The organism is Streptomyces sp. NPDC056503, from assembly GCF_042794995.1.
Lineage (GTDB): Bacteria > Actinomycetota > Actinomycetes > Streptomycetales > Streptomycetaceae > Streptomyces.
Genome location: NZ_JBHTST010000162.1, coordinates 1 through 17,632 on the forward strand (window position 1 = coordinate 1; position 17,632 = coordinate 17,632).

Consider the following 17,632-nt stretch of genomic DNA (forward strand, 5'->3'; position numbering starts at 1 on the left):
GGGCGGGCCCGCACCGCGCGGGCCCGCCCCCGGCGCGTTCTCAGCCCTGGTACGGGACGCGGGCGATCTCCCGGATGCCGCCGAGGGTGCCCCACTCGTTCTTCCCGAGCCGGGTCAGCGGGCGCAGCCGGGTGATCTCGGGGTGCCCGTCGTCCAGGTGCGCCTCGTCGACGGCGACGTGCACGACGCGGCCGAAGACCACCGTCGAGTCCCCGATCCGGAGCGTGCTGTGCAGCTCGCACTCCAGGGCCACCGGCGAGGCGGCGACCCGGGGCGCCTTCACCCGGCGGCCCGGCTCGCGCTCCACGCCGCACGCGTCGAACTCGCTCGTGCCGCGCGGGAAGTCCGTCGCGGTCGCGTTGATCTGCTCGAAGAGCCCCTCGGGAGCGAGGTTCACCACGAACTCGCCGGTCTCCTCCACGTTGCGCAGGGAGTCCTTCCGCCCGACGGAGGTGAACTGCACGACCGGCGGGTTCACCGAGGCGATGGTGAAGAAGGAGTGCGGGGCGAGGTTGTCGGTGCCGTCGGCGGAGCGGGTGGAGACCCAGGCGATCGGCCGGGGGACGACGGTCGCGGTCAGCAGCCGGTAGACGGCGGCGGGGTCGGTCAGAGCGGGGTCGACGTCGATACGCATCCGGCCAGTATGACCGTCGCACGGGACAGGGGGCGCACGCCTCTTGGCGCCGCGCGCCCGCTGCCCGACACTGAGGCGATGACGCAGCGCGTGGACCTCGCGAACGTGATGGACCGGATCGCCGTCGACGACCTGGTCACCGGTTACGCGGCGGCCGTGGACGACGCCGACTGGCCCGGCTACCTGGCCCTCTTCACCCCGGACGGGCGCGCCGACTACTCCGGCTCCGGCGGCGTCGAGGGGCCCGCGGCCGAGGTGGCCGACTGGCTGGCGGCGACGATGACCCTCTTCCCGGTGCGCCAGCACCTGATCGTCAACCGCCGGGTGACCCTGCACCGGCCCGGCGGTTACGCCGAGACCGGCGACGCGGCCGAGGTCCGCGCCGACTACGTCAACCCGATGCGGATGACCTCCGGCGACGACTTCGTCTGCGGCGGCCGGTACGCCTTCACGGCCCGCCGCACCGCCGACGGCTGGCGGCTGCGCTCGGTCGTCGTGGAGGAACGCTGGCGCCGGCTCCCCTGAGACGGGCCCGCCGGGGACGGCGGGCGCAGACTGGAGGCGACGGGCGGGAGGCACGCCATGCGGAACCCCTTCGGGCACGCGGAGCCGGCCGCCGGGCCGGAGCGGTCCGCCGGGCCGGAGCCGCGTCGGGGCCGGGGTCCGCGTCGGCTGCCGCTGCGCTCCCCGCTCGCCGTCGCGTGCGGCGCGCTGCCGGCCCTCGCGTTCCCCGCGCCCGGGCTGTGGTGGTGGGCGTACGTCTGTCTCGTGCCCTGGCTGCTGCTGGTGCGCACCGCTCCGGGGGCGCGCCGGGCCGCGCTGGACGGCTGGTGCGGGGGCGTCGGGTTCCTGCTGGCCGTGCACCACTGGCTGCTGCCGAGCGTCCATGTGTTCCTGCTGGTGATGGCGGTGCTCCTGGGACTGCTCTGGCTGCCGTGGGGCGTGCTCGTACGGGCGCTGCTCGGCGGGACGCCGAGCCCGGCGCGGGCCGCCGCGGCGCTGTGCGCGGTGCCGTCCGGGTGGCTGCTGATCGAGCTGGTGCGGTCCTGGGAGGGGCTCGGCGGACCGTGGGGGCTGCTCGGCGCGAGCCAGTGGGAGGTGCCGGTGGCGCTGCGGCTCGCGTCGGTGGGCGGGGTCTGGCTGGTGAGCCTGCTGGTGGTGGCGGTCAACACGGCCGTGGTGCTGCTCGTCGCCGCGCCGGGGCTGCGGTCGGTGGGGGTGGCGGGGCTCGCCGCCTGCGCGCTGGTGGCGGGCACGGCGATGTGGGGCGTCGGGGCGCCGCGCACCTCCGGGTCGGTGCGGGTGGCGATGGTGCAGCCGGGGGTGTTCGGCGGTCCGGAGGGCGCCGGGCGGCGGCTCGACCGGGCCGTGGAGCTGACGCGCGGCCTCTCCGGGCAGCGCCTCGACCTGGTGGTGTGGGGCGAGAGCGGAGTGGGCCGGGACCCGGCCGGCGATCCCGCGCTCGCCGCCCGGCTGACCGCGCTGGCGCGGGCGGTCGACGCGCCGCTCCTGGTGAACGTGGACGCGCGCCGGGCGGACCGCCCCGGCATCTACAAGAGCGCGCTGCTCTTCGGGCCGGACGGACCGACCGGTGACCGGTACGACAAGATGCGGCTCGTGCCCTTCGGGGAGTACGTGCCGGCCCGGGGACTGCTCGGCTGGGCGACCTCCGTGGGGAAGGCCGCCGAGGAGGACCGGCGGCGGGGCACGGCGCCGGTGGTGATGCGGTTGCCCGACGGCGGGAGGGGGCTGACGGTCGGGCCGCTGGTCTGCTTCGAGTCCGCCTTCCCCGACATGAGCCGCCGGCTGGCCGGGGACGGGGCCGAGATGATCGTCGTCCAGTCCGCGACCAGCACCTTCCAGAACGGCTGGGCACCGGCGCAGCACGCCTCGCTGGCCGCGCTGCGGGCGGCGGAGACCGGCCGTCCCGTGGTGCACGCGACGCTGACCGGGACGAGCGCCGCGTACGGCCCCGACGGCCGGCGCGTGGGACCGGCCGTCGGTACGGACGCGAGCACGGCCGTCGTGCGGGAGCTGCCGCTCTCGGGGACGACGACGGTCTACGCCCGCTGGGGCGACTGGCCGCTGTACGGCGCCTTCGTCGTGGTCGGCGCGGTGTGCGCGGCGGCGGGCGCGGGGACGCTCAGGAGGCCTGCTCCAGGGCGTCGCGGACGACGCGCTCGCACAGGGCGTGGGTGAGCAGCGCGTCCCGGGCGCTGAGGACGGTCCCGTCCCGGACGGCGTCGAGGAAGGCGAGGACGGCCTGCTCGATGCCCCGCTGACGGGCCACCGGGACCCAGTCGCCGCGTCGGCGGACGCTCGGCTGGCCCTTGTGGTCGACGATCTCGGCGAGGTTGAGGACCTGGCGCTTGGTGTCCTGTCCCGAGACCTCCAGGACCTCCTCGGTGGAGCCGTTCATCCGGTTCATCACGCCGATGGCGGTGAAGCCGTCGCCGGAGAGCTGGAGCACCACGTGGTGCATCAGGCCGTCGCGGATCCGGGCCCGGACGTCGATGTGGTCGGCCTCGCCGGGCAGGAGGAAGCGGAGGGTGTCGACGACGTGGATGAAGTCGTCGAGGACGAAGGTGCGCGGGTCCTCGGGGAGCCCGATGCGGTTCTTCTGCATCAGGATCAGCTCGCGCGGGTGCTCCAGGCACTGGGCGTAGCCGGGGGCGAGGCGCCGGTTGAAGCCGACGGCGAGCGAGACGCCCCGCTTCTCGGCGAGTTCGACGATCCGCTCGGAGTCGGCGTAGTCGTAGGCGAGCGGCTTGTCGACGTAGGTGGGCACGCCGGCGTCGAGGAGGCGGCCGGCGATCTCGGCGTGGGCGGCGGTGGAGGCGTGCACGAAGGCCGCGTCGAGTCCGGCGGCGAGCAGCGAGTCGAGGTCGCGGTGGCGGCGCGCCGCCGGCAGGTGGAAGGTGTCGGCGACGCGGTCCAGGGTGGCGGGTGTGCGGGTCTGGAGGTGGAGTTCGACCCCGGGGAGGGTGGCGAGGACGGGCAGGTACGCCTTCTGGGCGATGTCGCCGAGTCCGATGCAGCCGATCTTCACGGGGTCTCCCTCTGCGGTGGTCCGACGGCCCGTGAAACGGGGGCCGTTCGCGCCGGTCAGCTTACGCGGGACGGGTCCGGGGCGACCGGCGGGCGCCAGTCGGCGATGCCGTCGAAGCCGCGGAGGACGAAGCCGGGGCCGAAGCGCGAGACGGTCCGCACGAGCGTGTCGCGCAGGGCGACGGCGGGCCGGGTCGAGACGAGGGTGAGGGCGCCGGCGCGGGCCGGCTCCGCCTTCCGCGGCCCGGTGATCGCGATGATGCGCGGCGCGGGCTCACCCGCCCCGGAGCGGCACGCCCTCTCGGTGATCGCCTGGTGCGAGGGGCTGATGTTCTCCTGCGCCGCCGGCTCCTTCCACTCGGCGGTGCCCAGCCGCGCGGAACTGCGGACCGGATTCGACGAGTTGCTGCGCGGAATGCTCACCGGCCCGACACGGTAAACCGCTGGCGCGCCCGCCCGGGAATCCGCGACGATGCCCGATATGACCACCGATCACACCGCAGCGCCCGAACGCGTCTACCCGGCCACCACGACCGGCGAGCGCCAGGCCCTGGACCAGTGGCTGGAGTTCCACCGCTCGACCCTCGCGATCAAGTGCGCGGGCCTCACCGACGAACAGCTCCGCACCCCCGCCGTCCCGCCCTCCGAGCTCAATCTGCTCGGCCTGGTCCGCCACATGGCCGAGGTCGAGCGCGGCTGGTTCCGCAAGGTCCTCGCCGGCGAGGAGGCCCCGTGGCTCTACGCCACCGACGAGGACGACGACCGGGACATCCACACCACCGACGAGGACACCTACGAGGAGGCGTACGCCACCTGGCAGGCCGAGATCGCCCACGCCCGCGCGCTGGCCGCGGACCGCTCCCTCGACGACCTCGGCGCGGGCGCCCACCACCGCACCGGCGACCTGATCAACCTGCGCTGGATCTACGTCCACATGATCGAGGAGTACGCGCGCCACAACGGCCACGCGGACCTGATCCGCGAGCGCATCGACGGCAGCGTCGGCTTCTGACCCGCCTCCTCCGCCGGCCCCGGCCCGGTCAAGGAGGGTGACCGGGCGCTCACCCGTGCGGGGCATTCCCCGCCGGTAGGGGTTCGAAGACCGGCGCCGGACCAGCAGAGTGGCGCGGGTGCAAGGAACCCGAACCCCCGCACGGCTGCTGGCCGGAGCCGCCGTCGCCGTCGCCCTGACCGGGTGCGTCGCCGTCGACGGGCCGCCCCAGGCGCCCGCGCCGTCCCCCGCGCCCGCCACCGACCCCGTACGCCCCGCCCAGGACGTGGAGCCGCAGATCGTCCTCCAGGGGCCCGCGCGGGAGGCCCTCGAAGCGGCGCTCCCGTCACCGGCGCGCGGCTCGGCGCCGCCGCGCGGCGAGACCCGCCGCGCCACCGGCCACGCGGCGCCGCCCCCGCCCCGCGCCGCCGCCCCGAGCCCCTCCTCCCCCGCCACCGCGCGGCCGACCGCCACGCCCCCGGCGCGGGTCTCCCCGCCCGCGGCGCCGGAGGCCCGGGAGCTGGAGCGGCTGGCGGAGCAGCTGCGGGAGGCGCCGCCGGTCACCGGGAAGGACGTCTGCGACCTCGGCGAGCGGTTCGGCGGCTGGGACCCCGCGAGCGTCCAGGCCGGACTGTGCCGGGGCGCGTACGGGCGCTGAGCGCGGCGCTCAGCCTTCGCGCAGCCGCCGGTCCAGCCGCTCGATCGCGGCCCTGACCCCTCTCCCGTACCGGTCGTCGTCGAGGGTGTCCGAGGCGGCGCGGGCCCGCTCCAGGTGGGCCCGCGCGGCGTCCGGCCGGCACAGTTTGGCGTAGTCGGCGGCGAGGTCGAGGTGGAGCTTGGGGTAGAGGGCGCGCAGGGCGGCGGCCGAGTCGTGCGCGGCGAGCCGCCCGTCCTCCAGGCCCTCGGCGGCGCTGAGGGCACGCAGGTCCCAGGCCAGTTCCGTGTCGGGGTCGTCCTGGGTGTCCGCCAGGTAGTGGGCGAGGGTGCAGCGGTGGAGGGGGTCCCCGTCGGGGTCGAGCTGCTGCCACAGGGCGCCCAGGCGGTTGCGCGCCTCCTCCCGGTCCCCGCCGTGGAGCAGCATCCTGGCCTGCCCGATCCTGGTCAGGACCCCCTCGTCCGACGTCCGCTGCTGCTCGGTCACCGCGGCCTCCCGGCGCTCACCCTGCGTGGAGATCCGACGCTAACCGGCCACGGCCCCGATCACGCCGAGGCTCAGCCGAGGTCCGGGATGCGCCAGTCGATCGGCTCGTGGCCCTGGGCCGCGACGGCCGCGTCGATCTGGGTGAACGGCTGGGAGCCGAAGAACTTCTTCGCCGAGAGCGGCGAGGGGTGGGCGCCCTTCACCACGATGTGCCGCTCCTCGTCGATGAGCGGCAGCTTCTTCTGGGCGTAGTTGCCCCACAGGACGAAGACGGACGGGTCCGGGCGGGAGGCGACGGCCTTGATGACGGCGTCGGTGAACTTCTCCCAGCCCTTGTTCTTGTGCGAGTTCGCCTCGCCGGCGCGGACGGTGAGCACCGCGTTGAGCAGCAGGACGCCCTGCTCGGCCCACGGCATCAGATAGCCGTTGTCCGGGATCGGGTGGCCCAGCTCGGCGTGCATCTCCTTGTAGATGTTGCGCAGCGACGGCGGGGTCTTCACGCCGGGCCGGACGGAGAAGCACAGACCGTGCCCCTGGCCCTCGCCGTGGTACGGGTCCTGACCGAGGACCAGGACCTTCACCTTGTCGTACGGGGTGGCGGCGAGGGCCGCGAAGACCTCGTCCTTCGGCGGGTAGACCGGCCCGGCGGCCCGCTCCTGCTCGACGAACTCGGCGAGCTGGGCGAAGTACGGCTTGTCCAGCTCCTCGCCGAGGACGTCCCGCCAGGACTCGGGCAGCATGTTGATGTCGGTCACGGTCCACAACCTCCGGTGCTTCGGCAGTTACGGATACGGAACCTACCGGGGCCCACTGACAACGGGCCCCGGCGGCCCACCGTATCGCCGGCTACCAGCTGGCCCGGCGGTGCAGCTCCCACAGCTGCATGACCGTCTGCGGGTCGAGCGCGCGCTCGCCGCCGCCGATGTCCTCACGGGCGGCGATGTACAGCTTGCCCTGCCACAGGGGCAGCAGCCGGACGTCGTCGACCATGATCGACTGCGCCTCTTCGAACTCGTCGGTGACGGCCCCGCGGTCGCTCTCGCGACGGGACTTGGGCAGCAGCTCGTCGGTGATGCGCGGGCTCAGGTAGGGGGTGCCGAGCACGTTCTTGCTGCCCAGGAAGGGGGCGATGAAGTTGTCCGGGTCCGGGAAGTCGGGGAACCAGCCGCGGCCGAAGACGGGGTACTCGCCCTGCTGGTAGGCGGCCTGGTACTCGGTCCACGGCTTGCCCTGGATGGTGACCTTGAAGAGGCCGGACTCCTCCAGCTGGCGCTTCAGCTCGGCGAACTCGGCGGCCGTCGAGGAGCCGTACCGGTCGGTCGTGTACCAGAAGTTCAGCTCGACCTTCTCGGTGATCCCGGCCTTCTGGAGGATCTTCGCGGCCTTCTTCTTGTCCGGGTGGCCGTAGGTGTCGAAGAACTTGGTGGTGTGGGCGGCGATGCCCTTGGGCACCATCGAGTAGAGCGGCTCGGCGGTGCCGCGGTAGACCTTGCTGACCAGCTGGTCGCGGTCGACGAGCTGCGCGATGGCCCGGCGGACGGCCGGGTTGGCCACCGACTCGTCCTCGGTGTTGAAGACCAGGTAGCGGATGTCGGCGCCGGTGGACTCGACGAGCTGGAGACCCTTGTTCTCCTCCTTGTCCTCCTCAAGGGAGGTCACCTCCTCCGCGGTCAGACCGCGGTAGGTGGCGTCGATCTCCTCGTCGCGCAGCGCCTTGACCATCGCCTCCGACTCGTCGAAGTACTTGATGGTCACGCCGCCGTTCTTGCGGTCGGCGAAGCCCTTGTAGTTCGGGTTGCGGGTCAGCTCGGCCTGCTTGCGCTCCTGGTACCCGTCGAGGACGTACGGGCCGGAGCCGGCGATCTTGCCGTCCTTGGCGCGGAGCTTGTCGGCCGGGTACTCGGCCGGGTCCACGATCGACATCGCGGGGGTGGCGAGGACGAAGGGGAAGGTCGCGTCGGCCTTGTTCAGCTTGAAGACGACCGTGCGTTCGCCGACCGTCTCGACGGAGGCGAGCGAGCCGAGCATGCCGTTGGGGCCGCCCTCGGCGTCGATGGTGCGGATGCGCTCGATGGAGTGGCGCACGGCCTCGGCGTCGAGCTTGTGGCCGTTGGAGAACTTGAGTCCCTCGAAGAGCGTGCACTCGAAGACCCGGCTGGACGTGTCGGTGAATTTGCATTCCGCCGCGTCCGGCTTCGGCGAGGTGGTTCCGGTGGGGAAGCTCACCAGGGTCTGGTAGACGTTCCTGAAAAGCTCCCAGGAATTGTCCCAGGAAGCCGCGGGGTCGAGCGTCGAGGGGGAACTCGTCGTCCCGATGGTGATCCTCTGCTCCCCGGCGGACTCGGAATCCGAGAAGACACCGCATCCGGATACCAGGGATATGGACGCAAGGGCTGCAGCGGCCTGCAGACTCGTCCGGTTGAACACGTGCACGCTCCTCGTTCAGCCTGGGGTCGGCCGACGATACCGCAGTACCCCGCCAGGTCAATGGGCGAGCCCGGCGGGGCACTTGAGACGATCGAGACGCAACCGGGGCCAATCCGGACAGGAAATCCGGAAAGTGTCCGGTAATCGGTCACCCGACTCCGGCGTTCAGGAAAATGCCGCCGTCGACGACCAGGGTCTGGCCGGTGATCCATCCCGACTGGTCCGAGGTCAGGAAGGCCGCGGCGCCCCCGATGTCCTCCGGCACGCCGAGCCGGCCCATCGGGTAGGAGGCGGCCGCCTCGGCCTCCCGGCCCTCGTAGAGCGCCTGGGCGAATTTCGTCTTCACGACGGCCGGGGCGATGGCATTCACCCGGACCACCGGAGCGAATTCATGCGCCAGCTGCTGGGTCAGGTTGATCATCGCGGCCTTGCTGACGCCGTACGCGCCGATGAAGGGCGATGCGGAGATTCCGGCGACGGAGGCGATGTTCACGATCGTGCCGCCGTTCTCCTTCTGCCACGCGTGCCAGGTCCGCTGCGCGAATCCGAGCGCCGAGACCACATTCGTCTCGAATACCTTTCGGGCCACGTCCAGGTCCAGATCGGCGATGGGGCCGAAGACCGGGTTCGTGCCGGCGTTGTTCACCAGGTGGTCGACGCGGCCGAAGGCGTCCATCGCGGCCTCGACGGCGGCGGCCTGGTGGGCGGTGTCGTGGGCCTTGCCCGCGACACCGACCGCCCGGTCGGCGCCCAGGCGCTCCACGGCCTCCTTGAGCGCCTCCTCGCCGCGTCCCGTGATGACGACCCGGTCGCCCCGGGCCACCAGCGCCTCGGCGATGCCGAAGCCGATGCCCCGGCTGGCGCCGGTGACGAGCGCGACCTTGCCGGAGAGCTCCGGCCGCTGCTGTGCGGTCATCCTGTTCTCCCTCCTCTTCTCCGCGCCGGGGGTCAGTTGAGCGGGCCGCCGGCCACGTACATGACCTGGCCCGAGACGAAGCCGGCGTCGTCGCCCGCGAAGAAGGCGATGGCGTTGGCGACGTCCTCGGGGCGGCCGACGCGCTGGACCGGGATCATGGAGGCGGCGGCGGCCTGGAAGTCCTCGAAGCCCATGCCGACGCGCTCGGCGGTCTGGGCGGTCATCTCGGTGACGATGAAGCCGGGGGCGACCGCGTTGGCGGTGATGCCGAACTTGCCCAGCTCCTTGGCGAGGGTCTTGGTGAAGCCCTGGAGACCGGCCTTGACGGCCGCGTAGTTGGCCTGGCCGCGGTTGCCGAGCGCCGAGGAGGAGGAGAGCGAGACGATCCGGCCGAAGCCCGCGTCCACCATGTGCTTCTGACAGGCCTTCGCCATCAGGAACGCGCCCTTGAGGTGCACGTTCACGACGAGGTCCCAGTCGGACTCCGACATCTTGAAGAGCAGGTTGTCGCGGAGCACGCCGGCGTTGTTCACCAGGATCGTGGGCGCGCCGAGCTCGGCGGCGACGCGGGCGACCGCGGCCTCCACCTGGGCGCCGTCGGAGACGTCGCAGCCGACCGCGAGGGCGCGGCCGCCGGCGGCGGTGATCTTCTCGACGGTGTCCTTGCAGGCCGCCTCGTCGAGGTCGAGGACGGCGACGGCGCGGCCCTCGGCCGCGAGGCGGATCGCGGTGGCGGCGCCGATGCCCCGTGCGGCACCGGTGACGACGGCTACGCGCTGCTCGGTGGTGGACATGCTTGCTTCTCCTCGCCCTCAGGGATCCCGGGCTCTCGCCCGGGACATGAGCGACCGCTTAGTACGACCGCTGGACGAGACGCTAGAAGCCCTGGCACCCGGTGTCAACGGCCCACCGGGTGCACCCCGTCACTCCGCCGTCACACGACGCGCGGACGGCGGTACGCCACCGCCCCGAAGGCGGTGCGTCACCGCACGAGGAGGTCGAGCAGGCGCTCCACCTCGGCCTCGGGGTCCCCGGTGAGGCCGGTGTGGACCGGGCCCGGCTGCACCACGGTGGAGCGCGGCGCGATCAGCCACCGGAAGCGCCGCCCCGCGTCGTCCCCGGAGGCCTGCCCCGCCGCCTCCCCGCCCAGGCAGACGCCCTCGACCGCGCGCAGGGCCGCCCGGACGCCGGTGACGTCCGCCGCCGGGTCGAGCGCGGCCAGCTTGGCCTCGTCGAGGTGGGTGCGGGCGGCGACGAAGGACCGGGCGCGGCAGTAGACGACCACGCCCGCGTTGAAGCACTCGCCGCGCTCGACGCGCGGCACCACGCGCAGCAGCGCGTACTCGAAGACATCGCGCTCGGTCACGTGGTGCTGTCCTTCTCGGTGTTCTCGGTGGCCGACGGCCGGGGGGCGAGGCGCTCGGCGAGCCAGCCGGGCGGCTGCTGCGGCCGGCGGTCCGTGCGCGGGCCGAGGGTGATCCGCTCGTGGATGGTGGCGGCGCGCGGCAGCAGCGCCTCGACGTACGCGGCGCGCAGGGCGTCGGTGGAGTCGAAGCCGGGCTCGTCGACCAGCCACTCGTCGGGCACCTCGGCGGCGACCTCGTCGAGCAGCTCGCGGGTGACGAGCGGCGCGAGCTCGGCGGCGGCCGAGGCCACGTCCGGGCCGAAGGGGGCGAGGGCGTGGTCGGAGGCGTCGTACGGCTTGGCGGCCGAGGCGGCGGCGCCCGGCCAGTTGTGGTGCCAGATCATGGTGGCGCCGTGGTCGATGAGCCACAGGTCGCCGTGCCAGACGAGCATGTTCGGGTTGCGCCAGGACCGGTCGACGTTGTTGATCACCGCGTCGAACCAGACGACCTTCCCGGCCTCCGCCGGGTCGACCTCGTACGCGAGCGGGTCGAAGCCCAGCGAACCCGGCAGGAAGTCCATGCCCAGGTTGAGCCCGCCGCTCGCCTTGAGCAGCTCCTGGACCTCCTGGTCGGGCTCGGAGAGCCCGATGACCGGATCGAGCTGGATGGCGACCAGCTCGGGCACGCGCAGCCCGAGGCGCCGGGCGAGCTGCCCGCAGATCACCTCGGCGACCAGCGTCTTGCGGCCCTGTCCGGCGCCGGTGAATTTCATGACATACGTGCCGTAGTCGTCGGCCTCGACGATCCCGGGGAGCGATCCGCCCTCGCGCAAGGGCGTGACGTAGCGGGTCGCCGTCACTTCGGTAAGCATCCGCCCAGGCTATCCACGAACACGCCCTCCCGAGCGCCGGGACAATCCGGGGCGTTTCGAACGACAGCGCCGGGTCCGGCAACTTCCCTTCCTGACGGGGAACTTGATCGTTACAGTGCGGATCGCCGAGGCGACGCCGCGGCGCGCGGGCCCACGCTCGGGCAGCCGCGCCTTCGGCGTACCCGTGGGTGGGACCGCGTGGTACCGAGAGCGAGGACCACGCGACACCATGCACATACACAGACACGGGGACCGCCCGCTCCGGCGGGCGGTCCATCGGACCGGCCGGCTGGCGGCCGGCTCACTGCTTGCCCTGCTGGCGGCGGGGGCGAGCCTGTACGCCGCCGAACGCCTGAACCCCCTTCCCACCCCCGACCCGGCCGCCGAGTCCGTCGCCGTCCAGGCGGTGGCGCCGGGACCGGTCGTGTTCCCCCTCTTCGGCCGCCGGTCCGACGGCCGGGTCTACGACTACGAGCCCACCGACACCGGCACCCTCAAGGCCATGGTCGACATGGGCGGCGGTTACCAGGCCGCCACCGCCATCGTGCAGGCCAACGTCTCCGAGGGAGGCAAGGGCAACGACCTGTACCACCGGATGGGCGGCACCCTCTACTACACCGCGGAACACGGCAACGACACCAAGGTCATCGGCGGTGGGTGGGACATCTACAACCTGCTCGTCTCCGTCGGCAACATGGGCGGCAGCCCCGAGCCGGACCTCCTCGCCCGGGACGCCGCGGGCGCCCTGTGGATCTACCAGGGCAAGCCCGACGGCACCCTCCAGGCCCGCGTCCAGGCCGGCACCGGCGGCTGGAACGGCATGGACGCGCTCGTCGGCCGCGGTGACTACACCGGCGACGGCAGGGCGGACCTGCTCGCCCGCAGCACCACGGGCACTCTCTACGTCTACCCCGGCACCGGGAGCGCCACCGCCAACGCGGTGCTCACCAGCCGGCTCACCCTCACCGGCACCTGGACCGGTTACGGCTCACTGGTCTCCAACGGCGACCTCAGCGGCGACGGGAAGACCGACCTCATCGCCTCCGACACCGCGGGCGCGCTGTGGCTGCTCAAGGGCACCGGCACGGCGAACGCGCCCTTCGCTCCCCGCGTCCGGATCGGCACGGGCGGCTGGACCGCCTACACCAGCCTCTTCTGAGCGCGCACCCGAACGCCCTCCGGGCAGCACCCTGCCCTCCCCTGACCAGCGAAGGCCGACCCATGCACACCGACGCGTACCCCGCGCCCCTACGGCGACCCCGCCGCAGATGGTCACGGCACCTGATGTCCACGGCGCTGGCGACCGCCACCGCCGTCGCCCTGGCGACCGCCCAGCTCCCCGCCGGACCCGACCCCCTGAACGCCTCCCCCGCCGCCGCGGCCGCGGACCCGGTCCCCTACGACCCCGGCCTCGCCGAGAAGCTCCGCGAGGACCAGTGCCGGCTCAACTACGTCATGCGCAAGGGCGGCCAGGAGATGAAGGCCGTCGCCCGCGGCGGGCTCGGCGGCACCGAGGCCGAACTGCACGCCGCGGCGAACGACGAGTACTGGAAAGCCACCCCGCTCGCGACCGCCTTCACGAAGGACAGGGCGTGGGCGGACGCGAAGATGGAGGAGATGAACGTCCGCGAGGACGACTGGCAGACCAATCTCGCCGTGCGCCAGCTCCCGCCTGGTTACACCGGCCCGGAGTTCCAGTGGCCGCCGGACGACCCCAGCATCTGGGGCAAGACGGGCATCGCGGGGTGGATCGCCGGCCAGTTCTGGCAGAGCGAGAGCGATTTCTACGCCGACGTCCACCCGTCCGCGGGCGAGGACTCCGTCACCGCGGTCACCAACATCGTCAACAGCCGCTACTACCCCGCCACGAACGAGAACTACGAAGACCGCATGGCGTGGGAATGGGACATGACGTTCATGCACCCCATGCGCGCGGACGACGCGCGGCTGTTCCTCCAGTACGGCGGCTTCCCGACCAGCGCCCCCGACCCCTCCACCATGGAGTTCCGGGTCGACGTCGAGAACCTGAAGGCACGCTTCGCGTCCTGCGCCTGGACGGACCCGCCGGACCCGCACGGGGTGCTGGGCGCCGAACTGGGCGTCGCCCACCAGGAGTGGCAGAGCGAGATCGCCGGCCAGAAGACCCAGCGTGACAAGATCTTCGTCGCCGAGGCCCAGGCCAACAAGGACCTCGTGGTCGCCTCGCAGGCGATGGCCGAGGCGCTGGGCCAGTCGATGATCGCCGGCCGGATGCTCGACTGGGAGGCGTACTGGCTGAAGGCCGACCCGGACACGACGGGCTTCTCCTACCCGACGCCGGCCGAGTTCGCCGAGGTCCGCACCTGGATCAACCGGGCCCAGGCCCGCGCCCAGGGCCGCCTCTACGTGGCCTCGCGGGCCTCCGTGTCAGCGCAGGCGCAGGCCGCCGTCGCCGACAAGGCGCTACAGGAGGCGTACGCCATCGCCGACGCCTCGGGGCAGCCCCGCGGCCGCGGCCTGATGTACGGGCTGCAGGCGGCGCAGATCGCCAAGGCGTCCGCCGCGGCGACCCTGGCCGCCGCCAAGGCGACGCAGACCGCGTCCGACGCGACCCGCGCCTCCGCCCAGGACAGCAAGACCCTCAACGCCCTGGCGGAGACCCAGTCGCACGCCACGGCGGCGGAGTTCCGCAGGGTCGCGGCCCAGGAGGCCGCCGCCGCCGCGAAGGCCGCCGCCGACGGCGCCGCCCAGCAGGCCACGCTCGCCGCGCAGAACGCGGCCAAGGCCAAGCAGGCGCGGGAGCGCGCGGAGGCAGCGGAGGCGGAGGCCAAGGTGGCCGCCGCCGACGCGAAGAAGCAGCGCGGGATCGCGGAGGCCGAGCGCGACAACGCCAAGCGGGAGAAGGAGCTGGCCGAGTCCGAGCGCGCCAAGGCCGCCGCGGCCGAGGAGCGCGCGCAGACCGAGCGGCAGACCGCAGCCACGGCCCTCAGCACCGCCCAGTCCGCCGGCGCGACCGCGTCGACCAGGCTGGACGAGGCCCTGAAGGCCGAACAGAAGGCGAGCTCGGCCCGCACCGACGCCAAGGACGCCGAGCGCGAGCGCGACGCGCTCTCCGCCCGGGCCGCCGCCGCCGAGGCCTACGCCGCCGCGGTCGAGGGCACCGGAGCCGCGGAGGGCGCCCGCGCCGCCGCCACCGACGCCCGCTCCGCGGCCAACACGGCGACGACCGCCGCGGTCAACGCCCGCGCCGCGGCCAACACGGCCACCACCGCGGCGACCACCGCCCGCGAGGCCGCCACCCGGGCGACCGCCGCTGCGGAGCGTGCCCGCGCCGCGTCCTCCGCGGCGCAGCGGGACGTGGCCATCACCCACGCGGCCGTGCAGAAGGCGCACGCCGCGGCGGCGGACGCCATCGAGGCCTCGGAGGCCGCCGGCCTCAACGCCCGTACGGCCAAGGCCTACGCCGACACCGCCAACGCCAAGGCCGTGGAGGCCAAGGCGCACGCGGCGGCGGCCCGTACCGAGGCCGACGCGGCGTCCCGCGACTCGCTCCGCACCGCCGGCTACGCCTACGCCACCGCGCAGGCCGCCACCTCGGCCCGCGACTCCGCGGCACAGGTCATCAAACCCGCCAACGACGCCATCGAGCTGGGCTCCCCGTTCATGGAGACCGACTCCTCGGCGGGCCTCGCGGTGCTGACGGCGCAGGCCGCCAAGACCGCGGCCGAGCAGCAGGCGGCGCTCGCCAAGGCCAAGGCGGACCAGGCCGCGAAGGCCGCGGTCGAGGCCGCCGCCCTGGCGGCCAAGGCGCAGGCCGACGCCAAGCTGGCCGCCGAGGCGGCCTCGCAGGCGGCGCAGTCCGCGGCGGCGGCGACCGCGTCGTACAAGGCGGCCCGCGCCTCCGCGGCGGCGGCCGAGGCCGACGCCAAGGCGGCCGTCGCCTCCGAGGCGAGGACCGTCGAGTACGACCGGCAGGCCACCGCGGACGCGGCGGCGGCAGCCGGTGCCTCCTCCGCGGCGGACGGCTATGCCTCGTCCGCGCGCAGTGCCGCGGACGAGGCGGAGCAGGACGCCGCCTCCGCCCGTGCCGCCGCCACCGCCGCGGAGTCCGACGCCGCCACCGCCCGTGCCACCGCCACCGCCGCGGAGTCCGACGCCACGGCCGCGGAGTCGGCCGCGGAGAGGGCCTGGGAGTCGGCCAGAGAGGCACAGACGGCGGCGACCAACGCCGAACAGCAACAGGACGCCCAGAACCAGACGGTCCGCATGGGCGATACCGGGCCCTCCGGGATCGAGGGAGTGGTGTCCTTCACCACCGGCATGCAGGACGAGATCAGCTCCGACGGCTTCTGCACGGGAACCGGCACCGGCGGGGACATCGGCTGCGACTACAAGATCAGGCACCACCTCACCGGCACGGCCCACTTCATCGTGCTCACCTGTCCGGTGGCGGGCCTGACCGCCGTCGAGTGCATCGGCAAGTACACGGCCGACTACATCGGCAGCAATCCGATCGACTACTCCTACGACGACACCGTCCACGTCAACGGCTGGGAACTGACGGCCGACTTCCTGAAGGCCCTGGCCACCGGGTTCGTGAAGGACTTCACGGACTGCGCGAAGAAGGTCGCGCCCGGCGGCGAGGACGGCAGCTGGGGCGGCTGCGCCTGGGCCGTCGGCCTGATCGCCGCCCCGTACGCCCTCGGTGTCGCGGCGCGCTCCGTCGTGGCCCTGCGGGCGGCCCTGCGCTCCGGCGTGGGCGTCACCGAGGCGCTGGCCGCGGTCCGTGCCTCGGCCATCGACCGCACGGCGCTGGCGGCGCTGGAACGGCTGGCCGCGTCGGTCGCGAACTGCTTCCCGGCGGGTACCGAGATCGCCGTGAAGGGCGGCACGAAGAAGATCGAGGACATCCGGGTCGGCGATCTCGTCTGGTCGGCGGATCCGGACACCGGCGAGCGCGAGCTCAAGCCGGTGGTGCGGCTCTTCGAGAAGACGGTGGACCGGCTCGTCACGGTCGAGACCGGCGGCACGACGGTGCGGGCGACTCCGGATCACCCGTTCCGGACGGCCGACGCCGGCTGGACCGAGGCGGGCAACCTGCACCGCGGCGACCGGCTGGTCGAGCGGGACGGAGGCACGTCCGCGGTCTCCTCGGTCGGGGTCGAGGACGGCAGCGTGCGCGTCTACAACTTCGAGGTCGCGGACGACCACACGTACTTCGTGGGCGAGCGGCAGCTGCTGGTGCACAACTTCTGCAAGTTGTTCCCCAACAAGTACCCGACGCAGCTGGCCGCCGAGCTGGAGCTGGCCGAGAACCTCGGCATCCGCCCGGCCCGGCCCGGCACGTCCGCCTTCGACGAGTTCCTGGACTTCGAGGGCTCCGGCGACGTCATCAAGTGGGCCGTCCTGGAGGACGGTTCACTGATGATCATGCCGAAGGTGGTCCGCGGCAACGAGCTGTCGCACCCGGTGCTCAGCGGTGGCGCCGACGTCGCCGCCGCCGGAGAGGCGCAGATCGTCGGAACGGCCGAGACGGGATACTTCGGACTCGGCATCAACAGCCACTCCGGACACTTCTTCGTCCAGGGCGACGCCTTCTGGTCGGCCGGCGGCGGGGCGGAGATGCTGGGCCGGGAGGCCTTCGCGAAGATCGGGGTGCAGTTCTGATGGTGACGGACGACCGTGGGCCCGCCGACCCGTTCGGCGGCCTGGACACGCTGGACCTCGCCGGGCACGTCCGGCGCTGGTCCGGCGCGCTCCCGGCCTCCGGCGCGGTGAGCGGGTGGCAGGCCGCGGCGCAGTTCTTCGCCCGCCGGCTGGCGGACGAGGGGGACGGGCTGACCGACGAGCGGTGGGCCGAGGCCTCCGGGGCCTGGGCGGCACTGCTCGCCGCGGCGGAGCGGGGCACCGGCGCGCAGCAGTACGAGTGGGTGATGCGGGACCTCACCCTCACCGCGCTGCTGCTCGAACGGCTGGGCCCGCTCCCGTCGGCCCCCCTGCGGGACCCGGCGCGCCTGCTCGACCTGGCCCTGGACTCGCTCCCGCTGGACCTCGGGCGCGCCAGGGAGCTGGCGGGGCGCTGGCGCGAGCTGCCGCGCGAGGAGATCCTGGCGCTGCGTACGGCCAAGCGGCTGCTGCACCCGCCGCTGACCGTGGAGCCGTTGCTGACGGGCCTCGGCCGCAAGCCCGAGCTGGACGCGTGGAAGGCGCTCCGCCCGGCGCTGCCCTGACGGGTGGCAGAACCGGCGGCGCGGGCCCGTCCCCGGGAGGGGGCGGGCC

16 protein-coding genes and 1 pseudogene are annotated in these 17,632 nt (G+C 73.5%); 8 read left to right on the plus strand and 9 right to left on the minus strand.

All coding sequences use genetic code 11. The features are described from left to right. Positions 1-40: 40 nt before the first annotated feature. Entirely contained in the window at positions 41-634 is a 594-nt protein-coding gene (locus ACFQ8C_RS32575) for a flavin reductase family protein (RefSeq protein WP_383464737.1), read from the minus strand. A gap of 78 nt (positions 635-712) precedes the next feature. On the opposite strand from ACFQ8C_RS32575, the gene ACFQ8C_RS32580 reads away from it, so the two are divergent. Next, entirely contained in the window at positions 713-1,159 is a 447-nt protein-coding gene (locus ACFQ8C_RS32580; protein ID WP_383464740.1) for a nuclear transport factor 2 family protein, read from the plus strand. A gap of 57 nt (positions 1,160-1,216) precedes the next feature. Next, on the plus strand, positions 1,217-2,833 hold the full coding sequence (gene lnt, locus ACFQ8C_RS32585) for an apolipoprotein N-acyltransferase (RefSeq protein WP_383464743.1): 1,617 nt from the start codon (positions 1,217-1,219) through the stop codon (positions 2,831-2,833). Here lnt and ACFQ8C_RS32590 read toward each other — a convergent pair. Then, on the minus strand, positions 2,778-3,683 hold the full coding sequence (locus tag ACFQ8C_RS32590) for a Gfo/Idh/MocA family protein (protein ID WP_383464746.1): 906 nt from the start codon (positions 3,681-3,683) through the stop codon (positions 2,778-2,780). The two genes, lnt and ACFQ8C_RS32590, sit on opposite strands and share 56 nt — an antisense overlap. A gap of 222 nt (positions 3,684-3,905) precedes the next feature. On the opposite strand from ACFQ8C_RS32590, the pseudogene ACFQ8C_RS32595 reads away from it, so the two are divergent. From ACFQ8C_RS32595 to ACFQ8C_RS32605, 3 genes and pseudogenes are all read left to right on the plus strand, one after another. Beyond that, positions 3,906-4,121: pseudogene (locus ACFQ8C_RS32595) on the plus strand (TetR/AcrR family transcriptional regulator); the annotation flags it as partial. A gap of 33 nt (positions 4,122-4,154) precedes the next feature. Continuing rightward, positions 4,155-4,694 (plus strand): DinB family protein, encoded by a 540-nt coding sequence (locus tag ACFQ8C_RS32600; protein ID WP_383464748.1) that lies wholly within the window; start codon positions 4,155-4,157, stop codon positions 4,692-4,694. Positions 4,695-4,812: 118 nt separating this feature from the next. Continuing rightward, positions 4,813-5,331: a hypothetical protein gene (locus ACFQ8C_RS32605; RefSeq protein WP_383464751.1), complete on the plus strand. Its 519-nt coding sequence runs from the start codon at positions 4,813-4,815 to the stop codon at positions 5,329-5,331. Positions 5,332-5,340: 9 nt separating this feature from the next. Here ACFQ8C_RS32605 and ACFQ8C_RS32610 read toward each other — a convergent pair whose 3' ends face one another. The 7 genes from ACFQ8C_RS32610 to ACFQ8C_RS32640 form a co-directional block, all read right to left on the minus strand. Then, positions 5,341-5,814, minus strand: a complete 474-nt coding sequence (locus tag ACFQ8C_RS32610; RefSeq protein WP_383464754.1) for a hypothetical protein — start codon at positions 5,812-5,814, stop codon at positions 5,341-5,343. Positions 5,815-5,885: 71 nt separating this feature from the next. Beyond that, on the minus strand, positions 5,886-6,569 hold the full coding sequence (gene ung / locus ACFQ8C_RS32615) for a uracil-DNA glycosylase (RefSeq protein WP_383464757.1): 684 nt from the start codon (positions 6,567-6,569) through the stop codon (positions 5,886-5,888). A gap of 91 nt (positions 6,570-6,660) precedes the next feature. After that, entirely contained in the window at positions 6,661-8,241 is a 1,581-nt protein-coding gene (locus ACFQ8C_RS32620; protein ID WP_383464760.1) for an ABC transporter substrate-binding protein, read from the minus strand. 148 nt (positions 8,242-8,389) lie between these two features. Beyond that, complete coding sequence (locus ACFQ8C_RS32625; RefSeq protein WP_383464763.1) at positions 8,390-9,157, minus strand: SDR family oxidoreductase; 768 nt, start codon at positions 9,155-9,157, stop codon at positions 8,390-8,392. 32 nt (positions 9,158-9,189) lie between these two features. Continuing rightward, a complete protein-coding gene (fabG, locus tag ACFQ8C_RS32630; RefSeq protein ID WP_383464766.1) occupies positions 9,190-9,951 on the minus strand; it encodes a 3-oxoacyl-ACP reductase FabG in 762 nt (253 codons plus the stop codon). Positions 9,952-10,139: 188 nt separating this feature from the next. Further along, positions 10,140-10,523, minus strand: a complete 384-nt coding sequence (locus tag ACFQ8C_RS32635; protein WP_383464769.1) for a DUF3037 domain-containing protein — start codon at positions 10,521-10,523, stop codon at positions 10,140-10,142. Next, positions 10,520-11,374, minus strand: coding sequence for a HipA family kinase (locus tag ACFQ8C_RS32640; RefSeq protein ID WP_383464771.1), 855 nt, complete (start codon positions 11,372-11,374; stop codon positions 10,520-10,522). Before ACFQ8C_RS32640 ends, ACFQ8C_RS32635 begins: the two co-directional genes overlap by 4 nt. Positions 11,375-11,603: 229 nt before the next feature. On the opposite strand from ACFQ8C_RS32640, the gene ACFQ8C_RS32645 reads away from it, so the two are divergent. From ACFQ8C_RS32645 to ACFQ8C_RS32655, 3 genes are all read left to right on the plus strand, one after another. After that, positions 11,604-12,533: an FG-GAP repeat domain-containing protein gene (locus ACFQ8C_RS32645; protein ID WP_383464773.1), complete on the plus strand. Its 930-nt coding sequence runs from the start codon at positions 11,604-11,606 to the stop codon at positions 12,531-12,533. Between the two features lie 125 nt (positions 12,534-12,658). Then, entirely contained in the window at positions 12,659-17,020 is a 4,362-nt protein-coding gene (locus ACFQ8C_RS32650) for a polymorphic toxin-type HINT domain-containing protein (RefSeq protein WP_383464777.1), read from the plus strand. Beyond that, on the plus strand, positions 17,020-17,583 hold the full coding sequence (locus tag ACFQ8C_RS32655; RefSeq protein WP_383464780.1) for a hypothetical protein: 564 nt from the start codon (positions 17,020-17,022) through the stop codon (positions 17,581-17,583). The genes ACFQ8C_RS32650 and ACFQ8C_RS32655 overlap by 1 nt, the downstream gene beginning before the upstream one ends. Positions 17,584-17,632: the final 49 nt, after the last annotated feature.

What these genes read in the sequence shown, in the direction of transcription:
- ACFQ8C_RS32575 (WP_383464737.1), bottom strand. Translation starts at nt 634, where the DNA reads ATGCGTATCGACGTCGACCCCGCTCTGACCGACCCCGCCGCCGTCTAC.
- ACFQ8C_RS32580 (WP_383464740.1), top strand. Translation starts at nt 713, where the DNA reads ATGACGCAGCGCGTGGACCTCGCGAACGTGATGGACCGGATCGCCGTC.
- lnt (WP_383464743.1), top strand. Translation starts at nt 1,217, where the DNA reads ATGCGGAACCCCTTCGGGCACGCGGAGCCGGCCGCCGGGCCGGAGCGG.
- ACFQ8C_RS32600 (WP_383464748.1), top strand. Translation starts at nt 4,155, where the DNA reads ATGCCCGATATGACCACCGATCACACCGCAGCGCCCGAACGCGTCTAC.
- ACFQ8C_RS32625 (WP_383464763.1), bottom strand. Translation starts at nt 9,157, where the DNA reads ATGACCGCACAGCAGCGGCCGGAGCTCTCCGGCAAGGTCGCGCTCGTC.
- fabG (WP_383464766.1), bottom strand. Translation starts at nt 9,951, where the DNA reads ATGTCCACCACCGAGCAGCGCGTAGCCGTCGTCACCGGTGCCGCACGG.
- ACFQ8C_RS32640 (WP_383464771.1), bottom strand. Translation starts at nt 11,374, where the DNA reads ATGCTTACCGAAGTGACGGCGACCCGCTACGTCACGCCCTTGCGCGAG.
- ACFQ8C_RS32645 (WP_383464773.1), top strand. Translation starts at nt 11,604, where the DNA reads ATGCACATACACAGACACGGGGACCGCCCGCTCCGGCGGGCGGTCCAT.
- ACFQ8C_RS32650 (WP_383464777.1), top strand. Translation starts at nt 12,659, where the DNA reads ATGTCCACGGCGCTGGCGACCGCCACCGCCGTCGCCCTGGCGACCGCC.
- ACFQ8C_RS32655 (WP_383464780.1), top strand. Translation starts at nt 17,020, where the DNA reads ATGGTGACGGACGACCGTGGGCCCGCCGACCCGTTCGGCGGCCTGGAC.